Source organism: Billgrantia sp. Q4P2 (assembly GCF_052806135.1).
In genome coordinates, this window is the sequence record NZ_JBRBAI010000006.1 from 52,114 (window position 1) to 75,701 (window position 23,588).

Below are 23,588 nucleotides of genomic sequence, written 5' to 3' on the forward strand. Positions count from 1 at the left end.
TAGTCGATAAGAATAATGGAATCGTTCTGTAAGATTACACCCCGACACCTTGTAAGCCATGTATTACACCATGGTAATATAATACTTACAAAAGTAAGCCATAGACTCCTAAGGAAGTGTTAATCCGCGAGTTCACCATAGCTCATCGACTATTTGATTCGATTTTTCACCCCCTTCGTCAAGTTGCTGTCCAACCCGTGCTGGGCACTGGAGATGGCGCCAGCAAAGCGCGGCGCTACTCGCTTGACGAAGTGCACCAAGGCGTCACTACCTACGGCCATATCTGGCGCTGGATATCCCATCGAACTCCCACCAGCGGGCATCATCATCCTGCGCGGCAAAATGAAGACTCCGACCTGCCAATAGGCGATCGAGAGCCTGCGGCAGGTGGACCGGCCCCTGCCGGCACCTCCCTGAGCATTGCCAGGTTCATCGTCACCAGGCTGCAGGGATTGTTGATCTCGTGCGCCACGCCCGAGACCAGAATTCCAAGCGAGGTCATCTTGTCGGCCTGAATCAACTTTTGTTGCTGGACCTGCAGCTCCTGGGTCGATGCCTGCGGTTTCACGGCGCGAGAATCGGCTCAATGGAATCCTGGATAATGTGAGGCCGAAGGCCGTGCCAGGGTCGCCGAGAATGAAAATTCAGCGAATCCCCGCCCTCAGGAACGACTGCACGAACTGGCGCTGGAACAGCAGGAAGGCGACCAGCAGCGGGGCGATGCTGAGCAGCGTGGCGGCGCTGACGGTGGCCCAGTTGACGCCGGTTTCCGGCGCCGAGAAGATGCCCAGCCCTACGGTGAGCGGGCGGCTCTCCACCGAGTTGGTCACCACCAGCGGCCATAGGAAGTTGTTCCAGTGGTGGCTGATCGAGACCAGGCCGTAGGCCAGGTAGGTCGGCTTGGCCAAGGGCACGTAGACCTTGAGCAGGATCGCCATCCAGCCGCAGCCCTCTACCCGGGCGGCTTCCTCCAGCTCGCGGGGAATGGTCTTGAAGGTCTGGCGCAGCAGGAAGATGCCGAACGCGCTGGCGACGTAGGGCAGGCCGATGCCGGTGATGGTGTCGACCAGGCCCAGGCCGCTGGCGATGCGGTAGTTCTCGACGATCAGCACCTCGGGAAAGACGAACAGCTGGATCAGCACCAACATGAACAGCACGTCGCGACCGGGAACGGGGAAGCGGGCGAAGGCGAAACCCGCCAGGGTGCAGACCAGGAACTGCGCCAGTACCACGCCGGTGACCAGCAGGAAGGTGTTGAGGTAGTAGCGGGCGAACGGCGCCTGGGCCCAGGCATTGGCGAAGTTGTCCAGTGTCAGCGGGGCGAACAAATCGAAGCGCACCATGTAGGCCGGCGGATGGAAGGCGGCCCATACCGCATAGACGAGTGGGAAGATCCAGATGATCGCCAGCAGCCAGGCGGCCGTCGTCTCGAGGCTTGGCACCCGCAGGACAAACGGGCGGCGTCCGAAAGCGGGGTTGACGGTCCGGTTCATTGGTAGTGCGTCCTGCGGTCGAGCACGGTGAACTTGAGCGTGGCCACCACTGCCAGCACCAGCAGGATCACCACCGTGATGGTGGCGGCGTAGGTGCGGTCGAAGAACGAGAAGGCGTTCTCGTAGACGTAGTAGAGCAGCAGGTTGGTGGCGTTGTTGGGCCCGCCCTTGGTCAGGATGAACAGGTGGTCGACCACACGCACGGCATTGATCAGCGCGTTGATCAGCACGAACAGTGTGGTCGGCATCAAAAGCGGGAAGGTCACCCGCCAGAAGAAGCTCCAGCGGCTGGTGCCCTCCAGGTCCGAGGCCTCCTTGAGTTCGGGCGGAATGCTCTGCAGCGCCGCCAGGTAGAAGATCATGAAGAAGCCGGCCTCCTTCCATACCGTCATCACGATCACCGAGGTCAGCGCCACGCCGGGGTCGCCCAGCCAGTTGACGCCGGAGAGCCCCAGCGCGCCGAGCAGCTTGTTGAACAGGCCGATCTGCGGGGCGTAGAAGAACATCCAGATGTTGGCCGCGGCGATCATCGGCAGGATGGTCGGCGTGAAGTAGGCCATGCGCACGAAGCCCCGCCCCGGCAGGCGGGCATTGACGAACAGCGCCATGCCCAGCGCCAGGGCGATGGAGGTAGGAATGGTACCCAGCGCATAGATCAGGTTGTTGCGTGCCACCCGCCAGAAGGTGCGGTCCTCGACCAGCATGGCGTAGTTCTCGAGCCCGACGAACTCCGGCGGGGCGCCGCGAAAGCCGGGCAGGAAGAAGCTGTTGATCAGCGTTGCCACGGTGGGCAGGTAGGCGAAGGTGCCGAGCAGCACCGCCGCCGGCAGCAGCAACAGCGCGCCATAGATCTGCATGCGTCGGTCGGCATTGTGGATCAGCATGGCTTGCCTCCTGCGCCGCGTCGGCGCCGGGGATAGGTCAATGAGGAGGTCATTTGCCATGGATGGCAAATGTAGCGTCCAAGGAGGGATTCACAGCGCCTCCTCATTGACCTTTGTCCCCGGCGCCCTCCTGCGTATGCGCCAAGTCTGGCCTCAACGTGAGCGAGCGTAGCGTCGCAGCGCCGCGTCAGCTTCCGCCTGGGCCTGCTTGAGCGCCTCCTCGGGCGACATCTGGCCGGTCAGCGCCGCCTGCACGGCGTTGTCCAGCGCCCGGCGTACGCGTCCGCCCTGGTAGGTGGCCAGTTCCGCGGTGGCGTGCTCGAGCTGGTCGCGGGCCACCGCCGCGGGCGGGAACTCCTCGACGTAGTTGCGCAGCGCCTCGGTCTCGTAGGAGGCCGGGCTTACGCCCATGTAGCCGGTCTCGATCGACCAGGCCGCGGCACGCTCCGGGTCGGTCATCCAACGGATGAAGGTCATCGCCGCGCGCTGCTCCTCCTCGCTGCTGCCCTTGAACAGGTAGAAGTTGCCGCCGCCGGTGGGGCTGCCGCGCTGGGTGTTCATGGGCAGCATGGCCACGCCGAAATCGAAGGAGGCCTCGTTGCGCACCGCGGTGAGGTTGCCGGTGCTGTGCCACATCATGGCGGTGGACTGCTCGAGGAAGTTCTGGCGCAGCGTGCCCCACTCGATGGTGCCGTCGGGCATCGCCTCGTGCTCCTCGGCGAGCGAAACCCAGTACTCCAGCGCCTCGATGGCGGCGGGGTCGTCGAAGTAGATCTCGGTGCCCTCCTCGTTCATCAACCGGTGGCCGTTCTGGAAGGCGAAGGCCTGGAACATCCAGTAGGGGTAGCCGGTGGAGGGCACCATGACGCCCCACTGTTCACCGCCCGACGCCTCGCGCACCGCGGCGGCCATCTCGGCCATCTCCTCCCAGGTCTCGGGGGGCGTCTCGGGGTCGAGCCCGGCCGCCTCGAAGGCGTCCTTGTTCCAGTAGAGCACGATGGTCGAGCGCTGGAAGGGAATGCCGTAGGTCTGGCCGTCAATCTGCCCATTTTCCATCAGTCCCGGGTAGAAGCCGTCGAGCCATTCGCGCTCCTCGTCGCTCTCGATGACCTCATCGAAGGCGACGATGGCGTCCTGCTCCAGCAGGTCGAACAGGTCGATGGAGAACAGCACCGAAAGCTGCGGCGCGTCTCCCGCTTCGATAGCCGACATTGCCCGCACGCGGGTGTCGTCGTAGTTGCCGGCATAGATGGCGTTCACCGTGATGTCCGGGTGCTCGTTCTCGAACTCGGCCACCAGGCCGTCGATCACGTCGGTCAGGGCGCCGCCCACCGCCACCGGGTAGTACATGGTCAGCTCGGTCTGGGCCTGGGCATTCAGCGAGCCGGCGACCAGCAGGCCGGCCATGGCCGTTGCGCCCATTCTGCCGGCCTTTGTGAGTGTGAAGCGTGCGTTCATCGGTTCACTCCTGAAGAGTCGTTCCCTGCATGATGGGACGAGGCCCGGGCCTCGTTGTCTTGCACTGCGGAAGCCGCCGCACCCGGCTGCGGAGAGTGTTGCGGGTGCGGCTCGAAACGATGCCGGCCCGGCGGCGCGGCGAGATCGTGTCCAATGATCGCCAGGCGGCGGCCGTCGTCAGCGGCAAAGAAGTGGACCGCCTCACGCCGCCACTGCAGCCGACAGGCAGCGCCGGCCGTCATCGCCGGCTTGCCTTCGATCCGCGCACGCAGTTGCTGGCTGCCGACCTGCAGCCGCACGATGCTGTCGGCACCCAGGTACTCGGCATCGATCACTTCGGCAGGCACGCCGGGGGCGTCGGCCGGCAGCAAGCGGATATCCTCGGGGCGAACGCCGAGCCAGTGGCCCTTGGCCTCGTGCGCCGCCACGCTGCAGTGCGGCTCGCCTTCGATCACCGCCCCGTCGGCGGCAGCGGCGAGCGGCACCAGGTTCATTGCCGGGCTGCCGATGAAGCTGGCCGCGAAAGCCGTCGCCGGCCGGTCGTAGAGTTCGTCGGGCGAGCCGTCTTGCACGATGCGGCCATCCTGCATCAGGATCACCCGGTCGCCCATGCTCATCGCCTCGACCTGGTCGTGGGTAACGTAGATCACCGTCATGCCGAGGCGCCGCTGCAGCGCCTTGATCTCGCGGCGCATCTCGCCGCGCAGGCGGGCATCGAGGTTGGACAACGGCTCGTCCATCAGGCAGATGGGATGTTCGGAGATGATCGCCCGGGCCAGCGCGACCCGCTGGCGCTGGCCGCCGGAGAGCTGGGCCGGCTTGCGTTCCAGGTAGGCTTCGAGATCGACCAGCCCGGCGACTCGCGCCAGCCGTTCGCGCTGCTCGGCCCTGGGCACCTTGCGGCTGCGCAGGCCGAAGAGGATGTTGTCGGCCACGCTCAGGTGGGGAAACAGCGCGTAGGACTGGAACACCATGCTGATACCGCGATCGCCCGGTGGCAGGTGGGTGACATCGCGCTCACCGATGTGGATGCGCCCTCCACTGGCCTGCTCGAGGCCGGCGATCATGCGCAGCGTGGTCGACTTGCCGCAGCCCGAGGGGCCGAGCAGGATGACGAATTCGCCAGGCGTCACGTCGAAGCCGATGTCGTCGACGGCGGTGGACTCGCCCCAGCGCTTGCTCACGGCCTCGAGCCGGATGCGCTGACGCTCCCTCGAGCCTACCTGTGGGCCGGATAGGTGGCTGTGTGCGCTCTGGGTCTGGTTATGATCCTGATTGTTGTTGTCTGGGTTCATGCTGCGTCCGCGTTGCCCGTGAAGGCGTGGCATGGCTGTCATTGACTCTCCCGAACTCAGCGTAGCCGCAAATTCGACGATGTGTGGCCATCCTGGCGCCTTTCGATGACGGAGCGGTGACGGAATGGCGACCGAACGGTAACAATCGGGCCCTCTACCCGGCGTGCTAGAATTCGTTCTTCACCCTGATCAGGAACCGAGCGCAATGTCCCTTGACGACCTGCACCTCAATCTCCGCAACCTGACGCAGGACGATTACCCGCAGCTCAAGCAGCTGATGGATGCCGTCTACGACGACATCGGCGGCGCCTGGCCGCAGCACACCATCGATCGGCTGATCCAGGAGTTTCCCGACGGCCAGATCGCCATCGAGGACGACGAGCGGCTGGTGGGCGTGGCACTGACCGTGCGGGTCGACTACGACGAGTTCTCCAACCCGCACAAGTACGACGACCTGGTGGGCAATCGCGAGATCATCCTCAACGACCCCGAAGGCGACGCCATGTACGGGCTGGATGTGCTGATCCACCCCGACTATCGCGGCTACCGCCTGGGCCGGCGCCTCTACGAAGCGCGCAAGGAGCTGTGTCGCTCGCTCAACCTGCGCGCGATACTCGCCGGCGGGCGCATCCCCAACTATCACGAATACCCGGACCTCAGCCCCACCGAGTACATCGAGCGGGTGGCGCGCAAGGAGATCCACGACCCGATCCTCTCGTTCCAGTTGGCCAACGACTTCCAGGTCAAGCGGCTGCTGCGCAAGTACCTGCCGGAGGACGAGAAGTCACAGGGCTACGCCACCCTGCTGGAGTGGAACAACATTCTCTATGAACCCGCCGAGCGGGTGCTGGAGAACCGCCCCACCCAGGTACGCGTCGGCGCCGTGCAGTGGCAGATGCGCGAATGCGCGTCGGTGGAATCGGTGCTGCAGCAGGTGGAATATTTCGTCGACGCCATCTCCAGCTACCAGAGTGATTTCGCCGTCTTCCCGGAGCTGTTCAACGCGCCGCTGATGGGGCTGCAGGACCGCGCCACCCAGCAGGACCAGATCGCCGCCATCCGCTACCTGGCGGGCTTCACCGAACAGTTCAAGAACGAGCTGTCACGCATGGCGGTGTCCTACAACATCAACATCATCGCTGGTTCGATGATCGAGGAGCGTGAGGACGGCCGGCTCTACAACGTCAGCTACCTGTGTCACCGCGACGGCGACGTGGAGCACCAGTCCAAGCTGCACATCACGCCCCAGGAGCGCCGCGAATGGGTGATCGAGGGCGGCGACGAGCTGCGCGTGTTCGACACCGACGCCGGGCGTGTCGGCATCCTGATCTGCTACGACGTGGAGTTCCCCGAACTCGGCCGGCTGCTGGCCGACCAGGACATGGACATCCTCTTCGTGCCGTTCTGGACCGATACCAAGAACGGCTACCTGCGGGTGCGCCACTGCGCCCAGGCGCGGGCGATCGAGAACGAGTGCTACGTGGTGCTGTGCGGCAGCGTGGGCAACGTGCCGTCGATCCGCAACCTCGACATCCAGTACGCCCAGTCGGCGGTGTTCTCGCCTTCCGACTTCGCCTTCCCCCACGACGCGGTGCTCTCCGAGACCACGCCCAATACCGAGATGGTGATCTTCTCCGACCTCGACCTCACCCGCCTCACCGTGGTGCGCGCCGAAGGCTCGGTGACCAACCTCAAGGACCGGCGCAAGGATCTCTTCGACCTGCGCTGGCGCGACTGGTCGTGGAAGTCCGGTGCCAGGCAGGAAGAGGGCTGAACCATGCTTGGCCGTCTGCGTCGCTGGCGGGCCGAACGCTTCGAGGCCCGCCACCCGTTTCCCCAGGAGGCCTGGGCCGAGGCTCGCTCGCGCCTGCCGCTACTGGCCTTTCTCGGCGATGACGAGGCGGAGCGGCTGGGACGGCGCGCCTGGCGCTTCCTCCACACCAAGCGCATGAGCATGCACCCAGAGCTGGCCCAGAGCACGCCGTTCGACGAGGCCGCGCAACTGGCCCTGGCCGCCCAGGCCTGCCTGCTGACGCTGGGCTGGTCGGACGACGACCACGACGAAGCCTTCTCCGGCTTCCACGAGATCCTGATCCTGCCGGACGCCTTCCACCGCCAGGTCGAGGAGCTGGACGAGTTCGGCGTGATGCACGCCTACGAGGACGAGCGTGCCGGCGAGACCTCGGCCCAGGGACCGGTGGTGGTGGCCTTTCCCGACCTGATGGAGAGCGGTGACTTCAGCGGCTTCAACGTGGTGATCCACGAGCTCGCCCACAAGCTCGACATGGGCAACTCGCTGGACGTCGACGGCTTCCCGCCGCTACCGCGCGACATGGACCCCAAGGAGTGGCACCGCGTGTTCACGGCAGTGTGGGACGACCTGCAGGCGTACCTCGAACGCGGCGAGGAACCGCCCATCGACGACTATGCCGCCACCCACCCCGGCGAGTGCTTCGCGGTGTGCTGCGAATACTTCTTCTCCGCTCCCGACGTGCTCAGCGGCGCCTATCCCGACCTCTACGAGCTACTCACGCACTACTTCCGCCAGGATCCGCTACGACGCCTGCCCGAAGCCGACGCCACCGAAGCCTGAACTCATTTCCCTTCCAGCAGGCTGACCAGTTCCGGCACCGGGCGTTCGGCATGGCCGGCATCGCTGGCTTGCCGATAGAGCGCAAGCACCGCCTCCGCCACGCCATGCTCGGCGGCGAGATCCTCGCTCATGGTGCGGTAGTAGCCGATGTCCTTGAGTGCGTTGGCCACGCTGAAGCGGAAACCCGAGGGATCGCCGGCTTCGATGAAGGGGCGCAGGCGCTCGAGGATCACCCCACCGCCGCCGCCCTTGCCCAGTACGTCGAGGAAAGCAGCATCGTCGATGCCGGCCCGGCGCGAGGCCGCCGCAGCCTCCGCCAGCACCGCGGTGAAACCGAGCGAGACGAAGTTGTGCAACAGCTTCAGCGTATGCCCTGCCCCCACCGGCCCGGCGTGGGCGATGTTCTCGGCAAAGCATTCGAGCAGCGGGCGCACCTCGACGAACAGCGCATCGGGCGCACCGACGATCAGGTTCAGGCGCCCCTCCTCGGCCTCCTTGGGCGTGCGCGTCATGGCCGCGTCGAGGAAACGTCCGCCCGCCGCTTCCACTCGCTCGGCCACCCGCTCGGTGGAGCTCGGCAGCGCCGTGGAACAGTCGATCACCACGGTCCCGGGCGCCAGCCCCTCGAGTACCCCGCCGGGCTCGAACAGCACCGCTTCCACCTGAGGCGAGCCGGTGACGCAGAGGAGCACCACCTCGGCGGCCTCGGCCACCTCGCGTCCACTGCCCTTGGCCACGGCCCCTGCGGCCAGCAGATCCTCCACCGGCTGGTTGCCCGGGTGCTCCAGGAAGCACAGCGTATGGCCGCCGCGCAGGAGGTTGGCGGCAATGCCATGCCCCATCAGGCCAACCCCGACCAGGCCGACCTTGCGTGACTCTTTCATGTCCTTCTCCTTGCTGGCGAATTCTGGCTGGCGAATGAGGGGGTCAGCCGTGCTTGATCGCCACGGTCTTCAAGCGCGTATAGCTGCGCAACCCCTCGAAGCCCTTCTCACGCCCGTGCCCGGAGCGCCCCACGCCGCCGAACGGCAGCTCGATACCGCCCCCCGCGCCGTAGTTGTTGACGAACACCTGGCCGCTGCGGATGCCCTTGGCCAGGCGCAGCTGGCGCCCGCCGTCGCGAGTCCAGATACCGGCGCACAGGCCGAAGTCGGTGGCATTGGCCAGGCGCAGCGCCTCGGTCTCGTCGCGAAACACCTGCACCGCCAGCACCGGGCCGAACAGCTCTTCGCGCAGCACCTCGTGACCGTTGGGAATGTCGGTCAGCAACTGGGGAACCACGAAATGGCCACCCGCCGGGGCGCCTGCTGCCAGTTGGCCCTGCGCCGCCACGCGAACGCCGCTGGCCCGGGCCGACTCCAGTCGTGCCTCGAGCCTGGCCTTCTGGCGGGCGTTGATCAAGGGACCGCAGTCGGCATCCGCCTCGCCGGCGTCGCAGCGCAGCGCCGAGAAACGCTCTGCCAGTTCGCCCAGCACCTGTTCGGCGCAGCCGGCCTCCACCAGCAGGCGACTGCCGGCCGAGCAGGTCTGCCCGGCGTTCTGCACGATACCGCGCACCACGGCTTCGAGTGCGGCCTCGAGATCGGCGTCGGCGAAGACGATCTGCGGCGACTTGCCGCCCAGCTCCAGGGTCACCGGCACGTGATGTACCGCCGCCGCCTGGGCCACGTGGGTGCCGGTCTCCGGCGAGCCGGTGAAGGAGAGATGGTCGATACCGGGATGCGCGGCTAGCGCCGCCCCCGCCTCGCGGCCCAGCCCCGGCACCACGTTGAGCACCCCCGAGGGCAGACCATTTTCCTGGGCCAGTTGGGCCAGGCGCAGCACGCTCAGACAGGCATCCTCCGCGGGCTTGAGCACCACGGTATTGCCGGTGGCGAGGGCAGCTGCCACGCAGCGCCCGAAGATCTGTGCCGGATAGTTCCAGGGAATGATCTGCGCGCAGACGCCGTAAGGCTCGCGCAGGGTCAGCACGGCGAAGCCTTCGTCGAAGGGAATCGTCTCGCCGTGCAGCTTGTCGGCACCGCCGCCGTAGAAGCGGAAATAGCGGGCGCAGGCGGCGATGTCGCCAAGGGCCTGGGTCATTGGCTTGCCGGTGTCGGCGCACTCCAGCGCCGCCAGGTTGTCGCGGTCGGCATCGATGGCATCGGCGAAGGCCATCAGCCACTCGCCGCGGCGCCGGGCCGTCCAGCGCGCCCAGTCGCCCACGCTGCCGGTGAAGGCGCGTCGCGCGGCATCCACCGCCACCATCACTTCCTCGGCCTGACAGCGGGCGATCCGGGCAATGACCTGCCCACTGGACGGTGTCTCGACCTCCAGCAGCGCCTGGGTCGGTACCCACTCGCCGCCGATCAGCGCGTCGCTCGGGGGTGTTACGGGCAGAGCGGTCATGTTTCCTCCTTGTTCATTGTTGTTGTTCCTCGTGTAGGGCTCCTTCTAGTAAACCAGCGATACCAGGCCCAGCGAGATCCACGGCATGTAGGTGATCGCCACCAGGCAGGCCAGCACCACCAGCACGAAACGTGCCAGCCAAGGCAGCATCTGGTCGATGGAGATCCGCGCCACCGCACAGGCGGCGAACAGGTTGACCCCCAGCGGCGGCGTGATCATGCCCAGCGCCAGGTTGACCACCATGATCAGGCCGAAGTGCACCGGGTGGACGCCGAACTGCATGGCGATCGGCGTGAGGATCGGCGCCAGCACCAGGATCGCCGCAGAGGTCTCGATGAACATGCCGACGAGAAGCAGCAGCACGTTGACCGCCAGCAGGAAGGTCATGGGGCTGTCGAACACCTCGGTGACCCAGCCGGCGATGTGGCCCGGCAGGCCAGTGCGGCTGATCAGGAAGCTGAACAGCGAGGCAGCGGCGATGATCAGCATGACCGCTGCCGTGGAGATCACGCTCTGGCGCAGGATCGGCCAGAGGTCGGCGGCCTTCAGCTCGCGGTAGTAGAACCCGCCGACCACCAGGGCGTAGAACACCGCCACCGCCGAGGCCTCGGTGGGTGTGAACACGCCACCGTAGATGCCGCCGATCACCACCACCGGCATCAGCAGCGCCGCCCAGGCCCGCTTGAACGAGATCACGAAGCTGGTGCTGTCCTTGTGATCCTCGAGGCCATAGCCACGCACCTTGCAGAACAGGTAGAGGAACAGGATCAGCGCCGTGCCGATCAACAGCCCCGGCCCCACCCCGGCCAGGAACAGCTGGCCGATGGAGGTATCGGTGCTGACGCCGAACAGGATCAGCGGAATGGAAGGCGGAATCAGCACCCCGAGTTCCGCCGAGGAGGCCTGGATCGAGGCCGCCAGCGGCTTGGGATAGCCATGGCGCACCATGGCCGGGATCAGGATGGCGCCGATGGCAAAGGTCGTGGCCACACTGGAGCCGGACACGGCGGCGAACATCATGCAGGTCAGCACGCAGGTCATCGCCAGCCCGCCCTGCACGCCACCGACGATCGACTTGGCCAGGTCCACCAGGCGCTGGGAGATGCCCCCCGCCGCCATCAGGTTGCCGGCAAGAATGAAGAACGGAATCGCCATCAGCGGGAACTTGTCGATGCCGATGAACATCTGCTGCGGCACCAACAGCAGCGGTAGCCGGGTAAAGAACTCGATGCCGATGATCGAGGCCAGCATGATCGAGACGGCGATCGGCACGCCGAAGGCGAACAGGATGATCAGTGACAGACCGATGGCCAGGTTCATGGACGCGGCCCTCCCTGGTCGGCGTCGCCGGCACTCCCCGGCATCGTCTGCCGCAGGTCGCGCATCTCCACTTCGGGCGAGGCGTCGCCCAGGTCGGGGCCGACCGGCTCGCGTCCGGTGAGTTGCGCCAGGATGCGGGCCAGCACCGCCACCATGGCGAAGCCGGCCCCGATGGGAATGGCCGCATAGGCGTAGGCCATGGAGATGTTCATGCCCGACATGGTCTGGTTGCTGACCCGCAGGGCCATCAGCAGGCCGAAGTGGATCAATACCGCCAGCACCAGCAGGCAGCACAGCACGATCGCAACCTCCAGGACCAGCACCAGGCGCTGCGGCACCGCCTTGTAGATCGCCTCCACGGCCATCATGTAGCCACCACGGAAGGTTGCCGCCGCGGCCATGAACACGCACCAGATCATTGCCGTGCGAGCGGCCACTTCCGACCAGGTGGATGGCGCATTGAAAATGAAACGGGTCAGTACCTGATAGAAGCTGAACGATACCGATATCACCAGCATGACCACGGCGACCACCATGGCCAGGCGCGTCAACTGACGCTCGAAACGAAGAAACAGATCCACCATGAGCGCACGATTCCTCAGGCATGCCCCCGGCATGGCGCCGGGGGCAAGTTGAGCGAAGAGAGTCGAGTTCCTGCCATCAACAACTGGCGGCCTTCTCCTGCACCCTCTCCAGCATCTCGCTGCCGTACTGGCTGGTGAAGATCTCGTAGGCCGGTTCCACGGCCTGCTGGAAGGGGCTGATGTCAATGTCGGTATTCACCGTCATGCCGTTCTCGCGCAGCAGCGCCACGCCCTCCTCTTCCAACCGCGAGACCTCGCCACGAGTGGCTTCGGCGGAGGCACGCGCAGCTTCGTGGAACCACTCGCGTTCCTCGTCGCTGAGGCCGTCGAGCAGGATCGGCGAACCCAGCACTGCCGCTGGCGAATAGACGTGACCGGTGAGCGAGAGGTGGTCCTGTACCTCCCAGAAGTTGGTGGCAACGATCACCGTGATGGGGTTCTCCTGGCCGTCAACCACCCCTTGCTGCAGCGCCGTGAACAGCTCCGGAAAGGCCATTGGCGTGGGCCGCGCGCCCAGCTGGCGGAACGCCTCCTGATGCACCTCGTTCTCCATGGTACGCACCCGCAGCCCCTCGGCATCGGCGGGGCTGGTCACCTCGCGGCGGCTGTTGGTGAGGTGGCGAAAGCCGTTCTCCGACCAGGCCAGGCCGACCAGGTCGTGCCCGCTCATCTTCTCCAGCAGCTCGTCACCGAGTTCGCTGTCCAGCACGCAGCGCGCCTGGTCGTAGTTCTCGAACAGGAACGGCAGGTCGAGCACATAGGTTTCCGGCACGAAGTTGCCGAGCGGGCCGGTGGAAGTGATGACGATGTCCACGGTGCCGATCTGCAGCCCCTCGATCATTTCCCGCTCGCCGCCCAGCGCCCCGGAGGTGTGCTCGTTGACCACGAAGGCGCCATCGCTGAGCGTTTCCAGCGTCTCCTTGAAGGCCCGGGCGCCCACGGCATAGTGAGAGGTGGAAGAGAGCGTGTGCCCCAGGCTCACCTCCTGGGCGGCCTGCACATTGGCGACCAGTGCGGCGGCGGTAACGCCACCGATGGCGGCGCTGAGAGCACGGCGTACGAACTGAGTTTTCATTGTTGTGTCCTCTTGGTCGTGAAACACCTTCGGTTTGCTAGCGGCAGTTCCTTGGCCGCCCTGTGTGACGCTTCATCGACGGCTTTCCTGGATGAATGCCGCGACGATCTCGCCCAGGTCCCGGTCGCCGGTGAAGCCCAGTTCCCGGGCACGGCGGATATCGAAGCGAGCCGGCCAGCCGGCGACGATCGCCTCGACGGCGGGATCACGCTCGTGACGCACCAGTGCCAGGGCCTCCTCGCCTGCCACCTGGCGCAGGGTCTCCAGCATCTCGGCCACGGTGACGGTGATCCCAGGCAGCATGAAGGCGCGAAACGGGGCCAGCGCCTCGCCTCGCACCTCGGCGCCATGCACCAGCGCCTCGACCACCTTGCCCGGCGACATCACGAACAGGGCCAGCTCGGTGGGAACGGGGCAGACGGCTTCCTCGCCGTTCAACGGTTCACGCAGGAGGCTCGAGGCAAAGCTCGAGGCGGCGGCATTGGGCCGCCCCGGGCGCACGATGATGGTCGGCAGGCGCAGCACGCAGCCATCGACCAGGCCACGCCGGCTGTAGTCGTTGATCAGCAGCTCGCACATGGCCTTCTGGGTGCCGTAGGAATTCTGCGGCTGCAGCGCGGTCATGTCGTCGAGCACCGCGGGCAACTCGCCGCCGTAGGCCGCCACCGAACTGGCCATGACCAGCCGTGTGGCGGCCAGCCCCCGCTCGCGGCAGCCTTCCAGCAGCAGACGCGTGGCGTCGAAGTTGACCTCCATGCCGAGGTCCAGGTCGGCTTCAGCGGCGGAGCTGACCACCGCAGCCAGGTGGTAGATCACCTGGGGGCGCGCATCGAGCACTTCGTCGAGCGCGCCGGGTTCGGCGATATCCAAGGCCAGCCCCTCGACTTCGACTGCATCGCTGGGAGGAACCTCAGGCTCGACCTGATCGACCAGCGTCAGGCGCTGGATGGCCTGGCCCCTGAGTTCGCCGCTCGCCAGCAGGCGGGCGACGAGGCGCTGGCCGAGGAAACCGGCGGCGCCGGTAATGACGATATGCATGGCGTTCTCGTTCCTGTTGTCGTTGTTGGCGGACGATCATCTGGCAGTCATTCGCCTGGCAGTAGGGGCGCCAGCTACGACTCGCTCAGCTCATGAGCCCGTAGCCACGCCCCCAGCCCAGGCCTTCACGAGTGCCCGCCACGGGGCGGTACTCGCAGCCGATCCAGCCCTCGTAGCCAAGCCGCTCGAGCCGCTCGAACAGCGCGGGGTAATGTACCTCGCCGACATCCGGCTCGTGACGCTCCGGCACCCCGGCAATCTGGATGTGAGCAATGGCAGTGAACTGACGCTCCAGGTGACGGATCAGGTCGCCCTCCATGACCTGGCAGTGGTAGATGTCGAACTGCAGCTTGAGGTTGCCGGCCCCAATCTCCTCCAGCACCGCCATGGCCTGACCCTGGCGCGAGAGGAAGAACCCCGGCATGTCGCGAGTATTGATCGGTTCGATCAGCACCTGCCGACCCACCTTGGCCGCCTCGCTGGCGGCAAAGCGCAGGTTGGCCATATAGGTGGCGCGATGTGCCCTCAACGTATCGGCATCGGCACCCACCGGCAGCAGCCCGGCCATGGCATGCACGCGGGGGCAGTCGAGCGCCTCGGCGTAGCGCAGCGCCTCGATCACGCCATCGCGGAACTCGGCCTCGCGCCCGGGCAGGCTGGCCAGGCCCCGCTCCCCCGCTGCCCAGTCACCGGGCGGCAGGTTGAACAGCACCTGCTCGACGCCGGCCTCACGCAGCGCGCTCGCCAGCACTTGGGGATCGTGATCGTAGGGGAACAGGTACTCGACGCCGCGAAAGCCCGCCTCGGCGGCCGCCTGGATGCGGTCGATGAAGTCATGCTCGGTAAACAGCATGGAGAGATTGGCGGCGAGTCGGATCATCGTTCGAGTCTCATGTCGGTTCGCATCGTGTCGTGTCAGTCGCGGGGAAAGCGCGTTTCGAGTTCGGCAACCTGCTCGGGGGTCAGACCACGCGGATTGTGGCCACGCAGCAGCAGGTAGAGCCGCGCCGTCTCCTCGAGCTCCTCGGTAGCGTAGACCGCCGCCTCCAGGTTCCTGCCCGCCACCACCGGACCGTGATTGGCCAGCAGCACGGCACTGTGCTTGCCGGCCAGCCCGCGTACGGCATCCCCCAGCTTGGGGTCGCCCGGCACGTGATAGGGCACCAGGGGCAGGCGTCCTACCCGCATCACATAATAGGCGGTGAGCGGCGGAATGCAGTCGCAGGGGTCGATATCGGGCAGGCACGACACTGCCACCGAGTGGGTCGAGTGTAGATGCACGATGGCGCCGGACAGGGGCCGCTCGGCGTACATTGCCATGTGCAGGAACTGCTCCTTGGTCGGCGCATCGCCGTCGAGCAATCGGCCGTCGCGGTCGAGGCGCGAGATGCGCGCCGGGTCGAGCCGCCCCAGGCAAGCATTGGTCGGCGTCATCAGCCAGCCGCCGTCGTCCAGGCGCACGCTGATGTTGCCGCTTGACCCCATCGTCAAGCCGCGGTCGAACAGCGACTTGCCGAGCGTGGCGATCTGCTCGCGCAGGCGGTTACGGTCGGCCATGCTCATGCTCCACCTCCGCTATCGTCTACGGTCGGCAGGATGTCGAAGGCGCGCAGGAAGAAATCCTCGCCGCCGAAGTTGCCCGACTTCAGCGCCAGCGACAGCGGCGCCTTGCGGCCGGCCAGCGTGGCCTGGGTCCAGGGCACGCCTGGGTCTATCTGCTCGCCGATACGCATGGCCCGCACGCCCAGCGCCGATACCACCGCCCCCGAGCTCTCCCCGCCAGCAACGACCAGCCGCCCCACGCCCTCATCGACCAGGGCGACAGCCAGCCAGCCCAGAGCCTGCTCCACCAGTTCTCCCGCGTGGTCGCGACCGAGCGCTTCCTGAAAACAACGGACGCGCTCGGCGGCGGCCGAGGCATAGATCAACACCGGCTCCCCTACGGCAAGGCGGGCACGGGCAAAGGTCAGTGCTTCTTCCAGATGGTCTTCGCCATCGGCGAGGGCCAGCGGGTCGAGGCGAAAGCCAGGGTGATGCTCGAGAAAGGCACCGACCTGGGCCAGGGTGGCACGCGAGCAGCTCCCCGACAGCACCAGAGCACCGCCTGAGGCCGGCGCCAGAGCCCCCGCCTCGGCTACCTTGGCGAGCCAGCCAAGGCGGCGGTACTGGGCCGGCAACGCCTGGCCCAGCCCGGAGCCGCCAGTTACCAAGGGCAAGTCGGCCACCGCTTCGGCGAGGACATCGAGATCGGCCTCGGTCAAGGTATCGCAGATCACCTGGCGCATGCCCCGAGAGGCCAGCGCATCGAGCCGTGATCGCGCCGCCTGCGCGCCTCGCTGCAGCTCGTGCCAGGCCAGCAGGCCAACCGGGTGCTCGCTCTGCCGCGCCAGCACTCGTACCAGATCGGCATCGCGCATGGGGGTCAGCGGATGGTGCTGCATACCGCTCTCGTTGAGCAGGCGATCACCAACGAACAGATGTCCCTGGTAGACGGTGCGACCATTCACCGGAAACGCCGGCACTATCACCGTAAATTCAGCTTCCAGGCGCTGCAGCAGGGTGTCGCTGACCGGGCCGATATTGCCCTCGGCGGTGGAATCGAAAGTGGAGCAGTATTTGAAGAAAAATTGACGAGCCCCCGCCTCGCGCAACCACTCGAGGGCATGCATGGAATCGCGCACGGCCTCCCCGACCGGACATGAGCGCGACTTCAGCGCGATCACCACCGCGTCGACGGCATCGGAGTCATCAATCACCCCGGCCAAGCCATGCTCGGGCACACCGATCAGCTGCACGCAGCGCATACCGCCGCGTACCAGATTGTTGGCCAGGTCGGTGGCGCCGGTAAAATCGTCGGCAATGGCGCCCAGCACGATCGCCATGTTCACTCGCCTCCGTCGTTGGCGGCCTCGGGCAGGGCGATGCCGGAGAGACGCTGGTAGACCTTGATCACCGCCGCGTCGTCCTCGCGTCCGAAGCCGGCGCCCTTGGCGGCGGTGAACTGCTGCAGGGCGCTGGCGGCAATCGGCGTGGGCATGGCCAGTTCACGCCCGGTCTCGTGCACGAGGTTGAGATCCTTGACGAAGATGTCCACCGCCGAGAGCGGGGTATAGTCGCCATCGAGGATGTGCGGTACGCGATTCTCGAACATCCAGGAGTTGCCGGCGGAGTGAGTGATCACCTCGTAGACGGTACGCGGCTCGAGCCCCATGCGGATGCCCAGCGCCACGGCCTCTGCCGCCGCGGCGATGTGCACCCCAGCCAACAGCTGGTTGACCAGTTTCATGCTCGAGCCGATGCCCGGGGCATCGCCCAGACGATAGACGGTGGCCGCCATGGCATCGAGCACCGGGCCGGCCTTGGCGAAGGCGTCCGCGCTGCCCGAGGCCATCACCGAGAGCTGCCCCGCCCGCGCCTTGGCCGCCCCGCCGCTGATCGGCGCATCGAGCATGGCGATGCCACGTTCGGCCAGGCGCGCCCCAAGCCGCTCGGCCAGGCTCGGCGCCACGGTGGCGCACTGCATCACCAGCCCGCCCGGGGCGAAGGCATCGACGAGGCCATGTTCGCCGAACAGCACCTGCTCGACCTGCACGGCATTGACCACGACCACCAGCGCCACGTCGCACTGCCCGGCCAACTCGGCCGGGGTTTCCACGCAGCGCCCGCCGACGCCTTCGAAGGCACGGCAAGCCGACTCGACCACGTCGCAGCCGATCACCGACAGGCCACGCTCGTGCAGTGCCGTTGCCGTCCCCAGGCCCATCGCCCCCAGGCCGATGACGCCCATTCGCGGTGTAGTCGTGCCGTCGCTCACCTGTCGCCTCCCTGACCTTGCAGCAGGCTGGAGGATGGTTCCAGCGCGTGCATTCTTCGTTAAATTCGCTCGATGATAGCGCTACCATGTTAGCGCTATCATCGTTGTAGATGATTAAATGGCTCCCAGCAAGGAGCCGCCAGGAGGATACGACCAATGTCTAACGGAGCCCAACCGCCGCGCCGACGCCGCGGCTCGGAGCAGCCCACGCTCAAGGAAGTGGCGGAGGTCGCCGGGGTCTCGCCGATCACCGCCTCACGCGCTCTGAACAACCCGGACCAGGTCAACGAGCGGACCCGTGCACGAGTGCTCGAGGCCATGGAGCGACTGGGCTACGTGCCGAACCTGGTGGCGGGCAGCCTGGCTTCCGCACGTTCGCGATTCATTGCCGTCATCGTGCCCTCGCTTGCCAACGCCGTATTCATCGAGGTGATCCAGGGGCTGCAGGAGACCTTCGAGGCCCAGGGCTACCAGATCCTGCTTGGCAACACCGACTACGACATCGAGCGCGAATACCAGCTGGTGCGCACCTTCCTCGGCTGGTCCTGCTCGGCACTGGTGACCGCCGGCCTGCGACATAGCCCGACCTGCCGCACCCTGCTCGGCAACTGGGACAAGCCGATCGTGGAGGTCATGGAACTGGGCGAGGCGTTGGACCTCAACGTCGGCCTGGACCATACCGAAGCCGGCCGCTGCATGGCCCGCCACCTGCTGGAACGGGGCCACCGCCAGGTACTCTTCGTCGGTGCCCGCCTGACCAGCGACTATCGCGCCGACATGCGCTACCAGGGGCACCGCGAGGTTCTGGAACGGGCTGGGCTCGAAGCCCCGCTACTGGAACTGGACCGGCTCGGCAGCCTGGACGCCGGCGCCGCGGGGCTGGATCGGGCGCTTGTCGACCATCCGGCGGTCAGTGCGATTCACTTCGCCAACGACGACCTGGCCACCGGGGCGCTGCTGCACGCACAGCGGCTAGGCCTCAGCGTACCTCACGACGTCGCCATCGCCGGGTTCAACGGCCTGCCCCTCGGGCAGCACGTGACGCCTCGCCTGACCACCATTCGTTCACCGCGCCGGCACATGGGGCAGCTCGCCGCGTCGGAAGTGATCCGGCGGCTCGAAGGCAAGCGCGTGCGGCATCTCCAGCACGATGTCGGCTTCGAGCTGCTGGTCGGCGAGAGTACCTAGCAAACACGAACGTACTTCCCCTCCTCCAAAACCCCGGAGGCAGCGCGAAGTCGCGCCGAAGCGCTGCAGCCGATTTCGAACGCACTGGCCGGCACTACTAGGCCGGCGAGCAGACCTGCTATGTTATGTCAATGAAGGGGTTTCGGACGCTGCGCTGCCCGAGGCCGTGCTGGGCCACTACAGGTAGCTAATGAACATTGCGATCTTCCATCGCCGCGCATGGCTGGCGTTACTCATCGGCGTAGGAGTGGCCGGGAGCCAGGTACGGGGCGACACCTCGACCGACGCGGCTCCTGTCGCCGATGATGGCGTGCAGCGGGTCACTTTGGTGGGCGGTAAGTACTACTTCGAGCCCGAACATATCGTGGTGCGGGCTGGCGTGCCTGTAGAATTGCAGGCGCGCCGACGGCCTGGCCTCACGCCTCACAACCTCGTGATCCGCTCTGTCCCAATGGGGCTCGACATCGAGGCCTCGCTGACGACCGAGCCGACTACGATCCGCTTTACCCCCAGGATACCGGGGCGCGTCGAGTTCTATTGTGATGAGCGCCTGCTGTTTCTTCCCAGTCACCGTGACCGTGGCATGGTCGGTGTACTGGAGGTGGTAGAGTGAACCACACGGTCTTGCCGACTTGGCCATAGCGCGCGACCCTCCTATGCTGAAGCCACGTCCCTGCGCAGGCCTCCCGCATGTCCCGCAAGGTCCTCTTCGTCCTCGCTCTCGTCTTGGCGCTTGCCCTGCTGGGTTTCCTGTGGCATTGGCTGGCCGCACGCGACCTGTTCGATGCCAACACCCTGTTTTCCCTGCTGCAAGGTTCGCTGGCCTGGCGTGACCGGCCCTGGGCCGGTGCGGTGGTGGTCGCGGTCTTCGTGGCCGCCTCGCTGGTGCTTTTCCCGCTGAGTGTGCTGGTGGTGCTGGCGGGCTTGATCTTCGGTCCGGTGTGGGGTTTCGTCTATTCGTTCATCGGTACGCTCGGGGGGGCAATCGCCACCTTCTGGCTGGGGCGCTGGCTGGGACGCGATGCCCTGCTGCGCTACGGCGGCAGGCGGCTGTTGGGCCTTTCACGCTACCTGGCCGGACGCGGCGTGCGCACCATGACCATTCTCAACCTCTTGCCCCTGGCACCGTACACCTTGACCAACCTGCTAGCCGGCGCCTTTCACATCCGTTTCCGCGACTACCTGCTCGGCACCTTGATCGGTGCCACGCCGGGGCTGGCCGGTATCATCCTGCTCAGCAGCCAGCTCGGCACGCTGCTGACCGCCGAGGATCGCCAGGAGCTGGCCCTGGCGGGCGGGGGCATCGTCGCGGGCCTGGCCTTGCTGTACGGCCTCAAGCGCTATGCCGACGCCAGACACCGACACCGACACCGACACCGAGGATGAACGCGCCAGCCATCAGGTTGCGTCCACCATGGCCGGTACCCTGTCCGGCATCCGCTCCTCGAGGAACGCCACGAAGGCGCGGATACGCGCCGGCACGTGGCGTCGCTGCTGGTAGACGGCATGGAAGTCAGCGCGCACGCCGCGCCACTCGGGCAGCAGCTCGACCAGCCTGCCGCCCCTCAGGTGCGGGTGAATGTCCCACCAGGAGCGCAGCGCGATACCGTGGCCGTCGAGCGCCAGTTGCACGACCACTTCACCGTCGTTGCTGGCCAGGGGGCCTGAGACCTTCACCGCCTGCTCGACCGTATCGTCGTCACGCCGGCAGAAGCGCCAGACGCCATAGTCACTGTCATTCTCACGCAGAATCAGGCAGGTATGAGCGGCAAGATCGGCCGGCGAGACGAGCGGTGCCATACGCGCCAGGTAATCAGGGGAAGCGCACAGCACTCGTCGATTGGCCAGTATGCGCCGGGCCACCAGGCGCGAATCCGGCGGCTCACCGATGCGAACACCGATGTCGAAGCCCTGCTCGCCCAGGCTGAGGGGATAGTTGGAGAGTTCCAGCACCCCCTCGAGGCCGGGGTGCCGGGCGCAGAATGCCGACAGCAACGGTGCCACGTGGCGCCGGCCGAAGCCGAAGGTGGCGTTGACCCGCAGCGGCCCCGACAGTGCCGCCTGTTGCTCGCCCAACGCCTCTTCCAGCTCGGCCAGTTCCTCGAGGATGGCCGCCCCCCGTTCCAGGTAGCGCTCGCCTTCCGCCGTCAGCGAGAGGCGCCGGGTGGTGCGGCTGGCCAATTCCACCCCCAGGCGTGCCTCGAGCTGCTTGAGCCGCTTGCTCACCGCCGACAGCGACAGGCCCAGCTCGCGTGCCGTGGCCGTCAGGCTGCCCGCCTGGGCCAACTGCTGGAAGAAGGCGAGATCGTCGAGCTGGGCCAAGGCACTCTCCACTTGAATTCAATAATGCCTTTCCATTCAACCTGATTATTCTTGCAAAGCCAAGGGCTAGACTGCGAGCAGGTAAAACCGGGAGGAGGCAAGATGTTCGAAGGGTTTCGTACATTCGACATCGCCCATAGCGATATCCAGATCCATGGCCGTATCGGCGGTTCGGGGCCACCCCTACTGCTGTTGCATGGCCATCCCCAAAGCCACGTGATCTGGCACCGCCTGGCCGAGCCGCTGTCACGTCGCTTCACCGTGGTAGCTACCGACCTGCGCGGCTACGGCGACTCATCGAAGCCGGCCGGCGAGCCGGATCACGCCAACTACAGCAAGCGCACCATGGCCAATGACCAGATCGCGGTGATGCGCGAGCTGGGCTTCGAGCGCTTCTTCCTCTGCGGTCACGATCGCGGCGGGCGGGTCGCCCACCGCCTGGTCATGGACCACCCCCAGGCGGTGGAGAAGCTGATGCTGCTCGACATCGCCCCGACGCTTGCCATGTACGAACAGACCGACCGCACCTTCGCCACCGCCTATTTTCATTGGTTCTTCCTGATCCAGCCGGCGCCGCTGCCGGAAACCCTGATCGAGGCCTCCCCTGCAGACTACATCACCCGCACCATGGGTGGTCGGCATGCCAGCCTCTCCGCCTTCGACCCGGCAGCCATCGCCGAGTACCAGCGCTGCCTGGCGCAGCCCGGCGCTGCCCATGCCCTGTGCGAGGATTACCGCGCCTCGAACACCATCGACCTGGAGCACGACCGCGCCGACCGCGAGGCGGGCCGACGCATAGCCTGCCCCGTCAGCGTGCTGTGGGGCCAGCACGGCATCATCGAGCGCTGCTTCGACCCGCTGGAGGAGTGGCGTGCCGTGGCCGAACGGGTCGAGGGCGAAGCCCTGCCCTGCGGCCACTACATCCCCGAGGAAGCGCCAGAAGCACTGCTTTCGCGTATCGCCCAGTTCATGACCACCACCTGAGGATTCCACCATGACCCATCGCATTGCCGTGATTCCCGGCGACGGCATCGGCAACGAAGTGATGCCGGAAGGCCTGCGCGTCCTCGAAGCCGCCGCCAAGCGCTTCGATATCGACCTTTCCTTCGAGCACTTCGACTTCGCCTGCTGCGACTACTACGCCAAGCACGGCAAGATGATGCCCGACGACTGGTTCGAGCAGCTCAAGGACTTCGACGCCATCTTCTACGGCGCCGTGGGCTGGCCCGATACGGTGCCGGACCATATCTCGCTGTGGGGCTCGCTGCTGCAGTTCCGTCGCCAGTTCGACCAGTACATCAACCTGCGCCCGTGCAAGCTGCTGCCTGGGATCAAGAGCCCACTGGCCGGCCGCAAGCCCGGCGACATCGACTTCTACGTGGTGCGCGAGAACACCGAAGGCGAGTACTCCAGCGTCGGCGGCAAGATGTTCGAGGGCACCGAGCGGGAGGTGGTGATCCAGGAGACGGTGATGACTCGCCACGGCACCGACCGGGTGCTCAAGTTCGCCTTCGAGCTGGCCCAGAGCAGGCCGCGGAAGAAGCTCACCTCGGCCACCAAGTCCAACGGCATCGCCATCACCATGCCGTGGTGGGACGAGCGGGTCGTGGCCATGTCGGGCCACTATCCCGAGGTCAGCGTCGACAAGTTCCACATCGACATCCTCACCGCCAACTTCGTCATGCACCCCGACTGGTTCGACGTGGTGGTGGCGAGCAATCTGTTCGGCGATATCCTCTCCGACCTGGGCCCGGCCTGTACCGGCACCATCGGCGTGGCTCCCTCGGCCAACATCAACCCGGAGGGCACCTTTCCGAGTCTGTTCGAACCGGTTCACGGCAGCGCCCCGGACATTGCCGGAAAAGGTATCGCCAACCCCATCGGCCAGATCTGGTCCGGCGCCATGATGCTCGAACACCTGGGCCACAAGGAAGCCGCCGATGCCATCGTCACCGCCTTCGAAGCGGTACTGGAGGAAGCCGACCCGGCCGTTCTCACGCCGGATGTCGGCGGCAAGGGAAGCACCGGGACGCTGGGCCAGGCAATAGCACAGCGCCTTGCCTGATCAGGCTCAGGTTCCCCTGCGCCATGTTTTCCATGCGAGCCGGCCACTGGTTCATCCAGGGCCGGCTCGCA

At 66.2% G+C, this 23,588-nt stretch carries 22 protein-coding genes; 7 read left to right on the plus strand and 15 right to left on the minus strand.

The window, feature by feature from the left end:
• Positions 1 to 644: 644 nt before the first annotated feature.
• The 4 genes from ACUY1T_RS12050 to ACUY1T_RS12065 form a co-directional block, all read right to left on the minus strand.
• Positions 645 to 1,493: a carbohydrate ABC transporter permease gene (locus tag ACUY1T_RS12050; protein ID WP_446023087.1), complete on the minus strand. Its 849-nt coding sequence runs from the start codon at positions 1,491 to 1,493 to the stop codon at positions 645 to 647.
• Positions 1,490 to 2,377, minus strand: a complete 888-nt coding sequence (locus ACUY1T_RS12055) for a carbohydrate ABC transporter permease (RefSeq protein ID WP_446023089.1) — start codon at positions 2,375 to 2,377, stop codon at positions 1,490 to 1,492. The genes ACUY1T_RS12050 and ACUY1T_RS12055 overlap by 4 nt, the downstream gene beginning before the upstream one ends.
• A gap of 153 nt (positions 2,378 to 2,530) precedes the next feature.
• Positions 2,531 to 3,835 (minus strand): ABC transporter substrate-binding protein, encoded by a 1,305-nt coding sequence (locus ACUY1T_RS12060; RefSeq protein ID WP_446023091.1) that lies wholly within the window; start codon positions 3,833 to 3,835, stop codon positions 2,531 to 2,533.
• Positions 3,832 to 5,130, minus strand: coding sequence for an ABC transporter ATP-binding protein (locus ACUY1T_RS12065; protein WP_446023093.1), 1,299 nt, complete (start codon positions 5,128 to 5,130; stop codon positions 3,832 to 3,834). Before ACUY1T_RS12065 ends, ACUY1T_RS12060 begins: the two co-directional genes overlap by 4 nt.
• A gap of 205 nt (positions 5,131 to 5,335) precedes the next feature.
• Here ACUY1T_RS12065 and ACUY1T_RS12070 point away from each other — a divergent pair, with 205 nt between their 5' ends.
• Positions 5,336 to 6,904: a GNAT family N-acetyltransferase gene (locus ACUY1T_RS12070; protein ID WP_446023095.1), complete on the plus strand. Its 1,569-nt coding sequence runs from the start codon at positions 5,336 to 5,338 to the stop codon at positions 6,902 to 6,904.
• 3 nt (positions 6,905 to 6,907) lie between these two features.
• Entirely contained in the window at positions 6,908 to 7,723 is an 816-nt protein-coding gene (locus tag ACUY1T_RS12075) for a M90 family metallopeptidase (RefSeq protein ID WP_446023096.1), read from the plus strand.
• A gap of 2 nt (positions 7,724 to 7,725) precedes the next feature.
• On the opposite strand, the gene ACUY1T_RS12080 is transcribed toward ACUY1T_RS12075, so the two are convergent.
• The 10 genes from ACUY1T_RS12080 to ltnD all read right to left on the minus strand — a co-directional run bounded on the left by ACUY1T_RS12080 (position 7,726) and on the right by ltnD (position 17,915).
• Positions 7,726 to 8,607 (minus strand): NAD(P)-dependent oxidoreductase, encoded by an 882-nt coding sequence (locus ACUY1T_RS12080; RefSeq protein ID WP_446023098.1) that lies wholly within the window; start codon positions 8,605 to 8,607, stop codon positions 7,726 to 7,728.
• A 43-nt stretch (positions 8,608 to 8,650) separates the two neighbouring features.
• Positions 8,651 to 10,111: an aldehyde dehydrogenase family protein gene (locus tag ACUY1T_RS12085; RefSeq protein ID WP_446023100.1), complete on the minus strand. Its 1,461-nt coding sequence runs from the start codon at positions 10,109 to 10,111 to the stop codon at positions 8,651 to 8,653.
• Positions 10,112 to 10,156: 45 nt separating this feature from the next.
• Positions 10,157 to 11,431: a TRAP transporter large permease gene (locus ACUY1T_RS12090; RefSeq protein ID WP_446023102.1), complete on the minus strand. Its 1,275-nt coding sequence runs from the start codon at positions 11,429 to 11,431 to the stop codon at positions 10,157 to 10,159.
• On the minus strand, positions 11,428 to 12,015 hold the full coding sequence (locus ACUY1T_RS12095) for a TRAP transporter small permease (RefSeq protein WP_446023104.1): 588 nt from the start codon (positions 12,013 to 12,015) through the stop codon (positions 11,428 to 11,430). Before ACUY1T_RS12095 ends, ACUY1T_RS12090 begins: the two co-directional genes overlap by 4 nt.
• Before the next feature lie 76 nt (positions 12,016 to 12,091).
• A complete protein-coding gene (locus tag ACUY1T_RS12100; protein ID WP_446023106.1) occupies positions 12,092 to 13,090 on the minus strand; it encodes a TRAP transporter substrate-binding protein in 999 nt (332 codons plus the stop codon).
• A 72-nt stretch (positions 13,091 to 13,162) separates the two neighbouring features.
• Positions 13,163 to 14,128, minus strand: coding sequence for a D-erythronate dehydrogenase (gene denD / locus ACUY1T_RS12105; RefSeq protein ID WP_446023107.1), 966 nt, complete (start codon positions 14,126 to 14,128; stop codon positions 13,163 to 13,165).
• Positions 14,129 to 14,213: 85 nt separating this feature from the next.
• Positions 14,214 to 15,008, minus strand: a complete 795-nt coding sequence (gene otnI / locus ACUY1T_RS12110) for a 2-oxo-tetronate isomerase (RefSeq protein WP_446023109.1) — start codon at positions 15,006 to 15,008, stop codon at positions 14,214 to 14,216.
• Positions 15,009 to 15,043: 35 nt separating this feature from the next.
• Positions 15,044 to 15,691, minus strand: a complete 648-nt coding sequence (gene otnC, locus ACUY1T_RS12115) for a 3-oxo-tetronate 4-phosphate decarboxylase (protein WP_446023111.1) — start codon at positions 15,689 to 15,691, stop codon at positions 15,044 to 15,046.
• A complete protein-coding gene (gene otnK, locus ACUY1T_RS12120) occupies positions 15,688 to 17,010 on the minus strand; it encodes a 3-oxo-tetronate kinase (protein ID WP_446023113.1) in 1,323 nt (440 codons plus the stop codon). The genes otnC and otnK overlap by 4 nt, the downstream gene beginning before the upstream one ends.
• 2 nt (positions 17,011 to 17,012) lie before the next feature.
• Positions 17,013 to 17,915, minus strand: a complete 903-nt coding sequence (gene ltnD, locus ACUY1T_RS12125) for an L-threonate dehydrogenase (protein WP_446023537.1) — start codon at positions 17,913 to 17,915, stop codon at positions 17,013 to 17,015.
• Positions 17,916 to 18,098: 183 nt separating this feature from the next.
• On the opposite strand from ltnD, the gene ACUY1T_RS12130 reads away from it, so the two are divergent.
• The 3 genes from ACUY1T_RS12130 (at position 18,099) to ACUY1T_RS12140 (ending at position 20,516) form a co-directional block, all read left to right on the plus strand.
• Positions 18,099 to 19,130, plus strand: coding sequence for a LacI family DNA-binding transcriptional regulator (locus ACUY1T_RS12130; RefSeq protein ID WP_446023115.1), 1,032 nt, complete (start codon positions 18,099 to 18,101; stop codon positions 19,128 to 19,130).
• Between the two features lie 190 nt (positions 19,131 to 19,320).
• Positions 19,321 to 19,743: a hypothetical protein gene (locus ACUY1T_RS12135; protein ID WP_446023117.1), complete on the plus strand. Its 423-nt coding sequence runs from the start codon at positions 19,321 to 19,323 to the stop codon at positions 19,741 to 19,743.
• A gap of 77 nt (positions 19,744 to 19,820) precedes the next feature.
• Positions 19,821 to 20,516 carry a TVP38/TMEM64 family protein gene (locus ACUY1T_RS12140; RefSeq protein ID WP_446023118.1) on the plus strand — a complete coding sequence of 232 codons (696 nt, stop codon included), beginning with the start codon at positions 19,821 to 19,823 and terminating at the stop codon, positions 20,514 to 20,516.
• Positions 20,517 to 20,528: 12 nt separating this feature from the next.
• Here ACUY1T_RS12140 and ACUY1T_RS12145 read toward each other — a convergent pair whose 3' ends face one another.
• Positions 20,529 to 21,452, minus strand: a complete 924-nt coding sequence (locus tag ACUY1T_RS12145) for a LysR family transcriptional regulator (protein WP_446023120.1) — start codon at positions 21,450 to 21,452, stop codon at positions 20,529 to 20,531.
• A 102-nt stretch (positions 21,453 to 21,554) separates the two neighbouring features.
• Between ACUY1T_RS12145 and ACUY1T_RS12150 the strand changes: the two genes are divergently transcribed.
• Both ACUY1T_RS12150 and ACUY1T_RS12155 read left to right on the plus strand, forming a co-directional pair.
• On the plus strand, positions 21,555 to 22,436 hold the full coding sequence (locus tag ACUY1T_RS12150; protein WP_446023122.1) for an alpha/beta fold hydrolase: 882 nt from the start codon (positions 21,555 to 21,557) through the stop codon (positions 22,434 to 22,436).
• Positions 22,437 to 22,446: 10 nt separating this feature from the next.
• A complete protein-coding gene (locus ACUY1T_RS12155; RefSeq protein WP_446023123.1) occupies positions 22,447 to 23,517 on the plus strand; it encodes a tartrate dehydrogenase in 1,071 nt (356 codons plus the stop codon).
• Positions 23,518 to 23,588 lie beyond the last annotated feature (71 nt).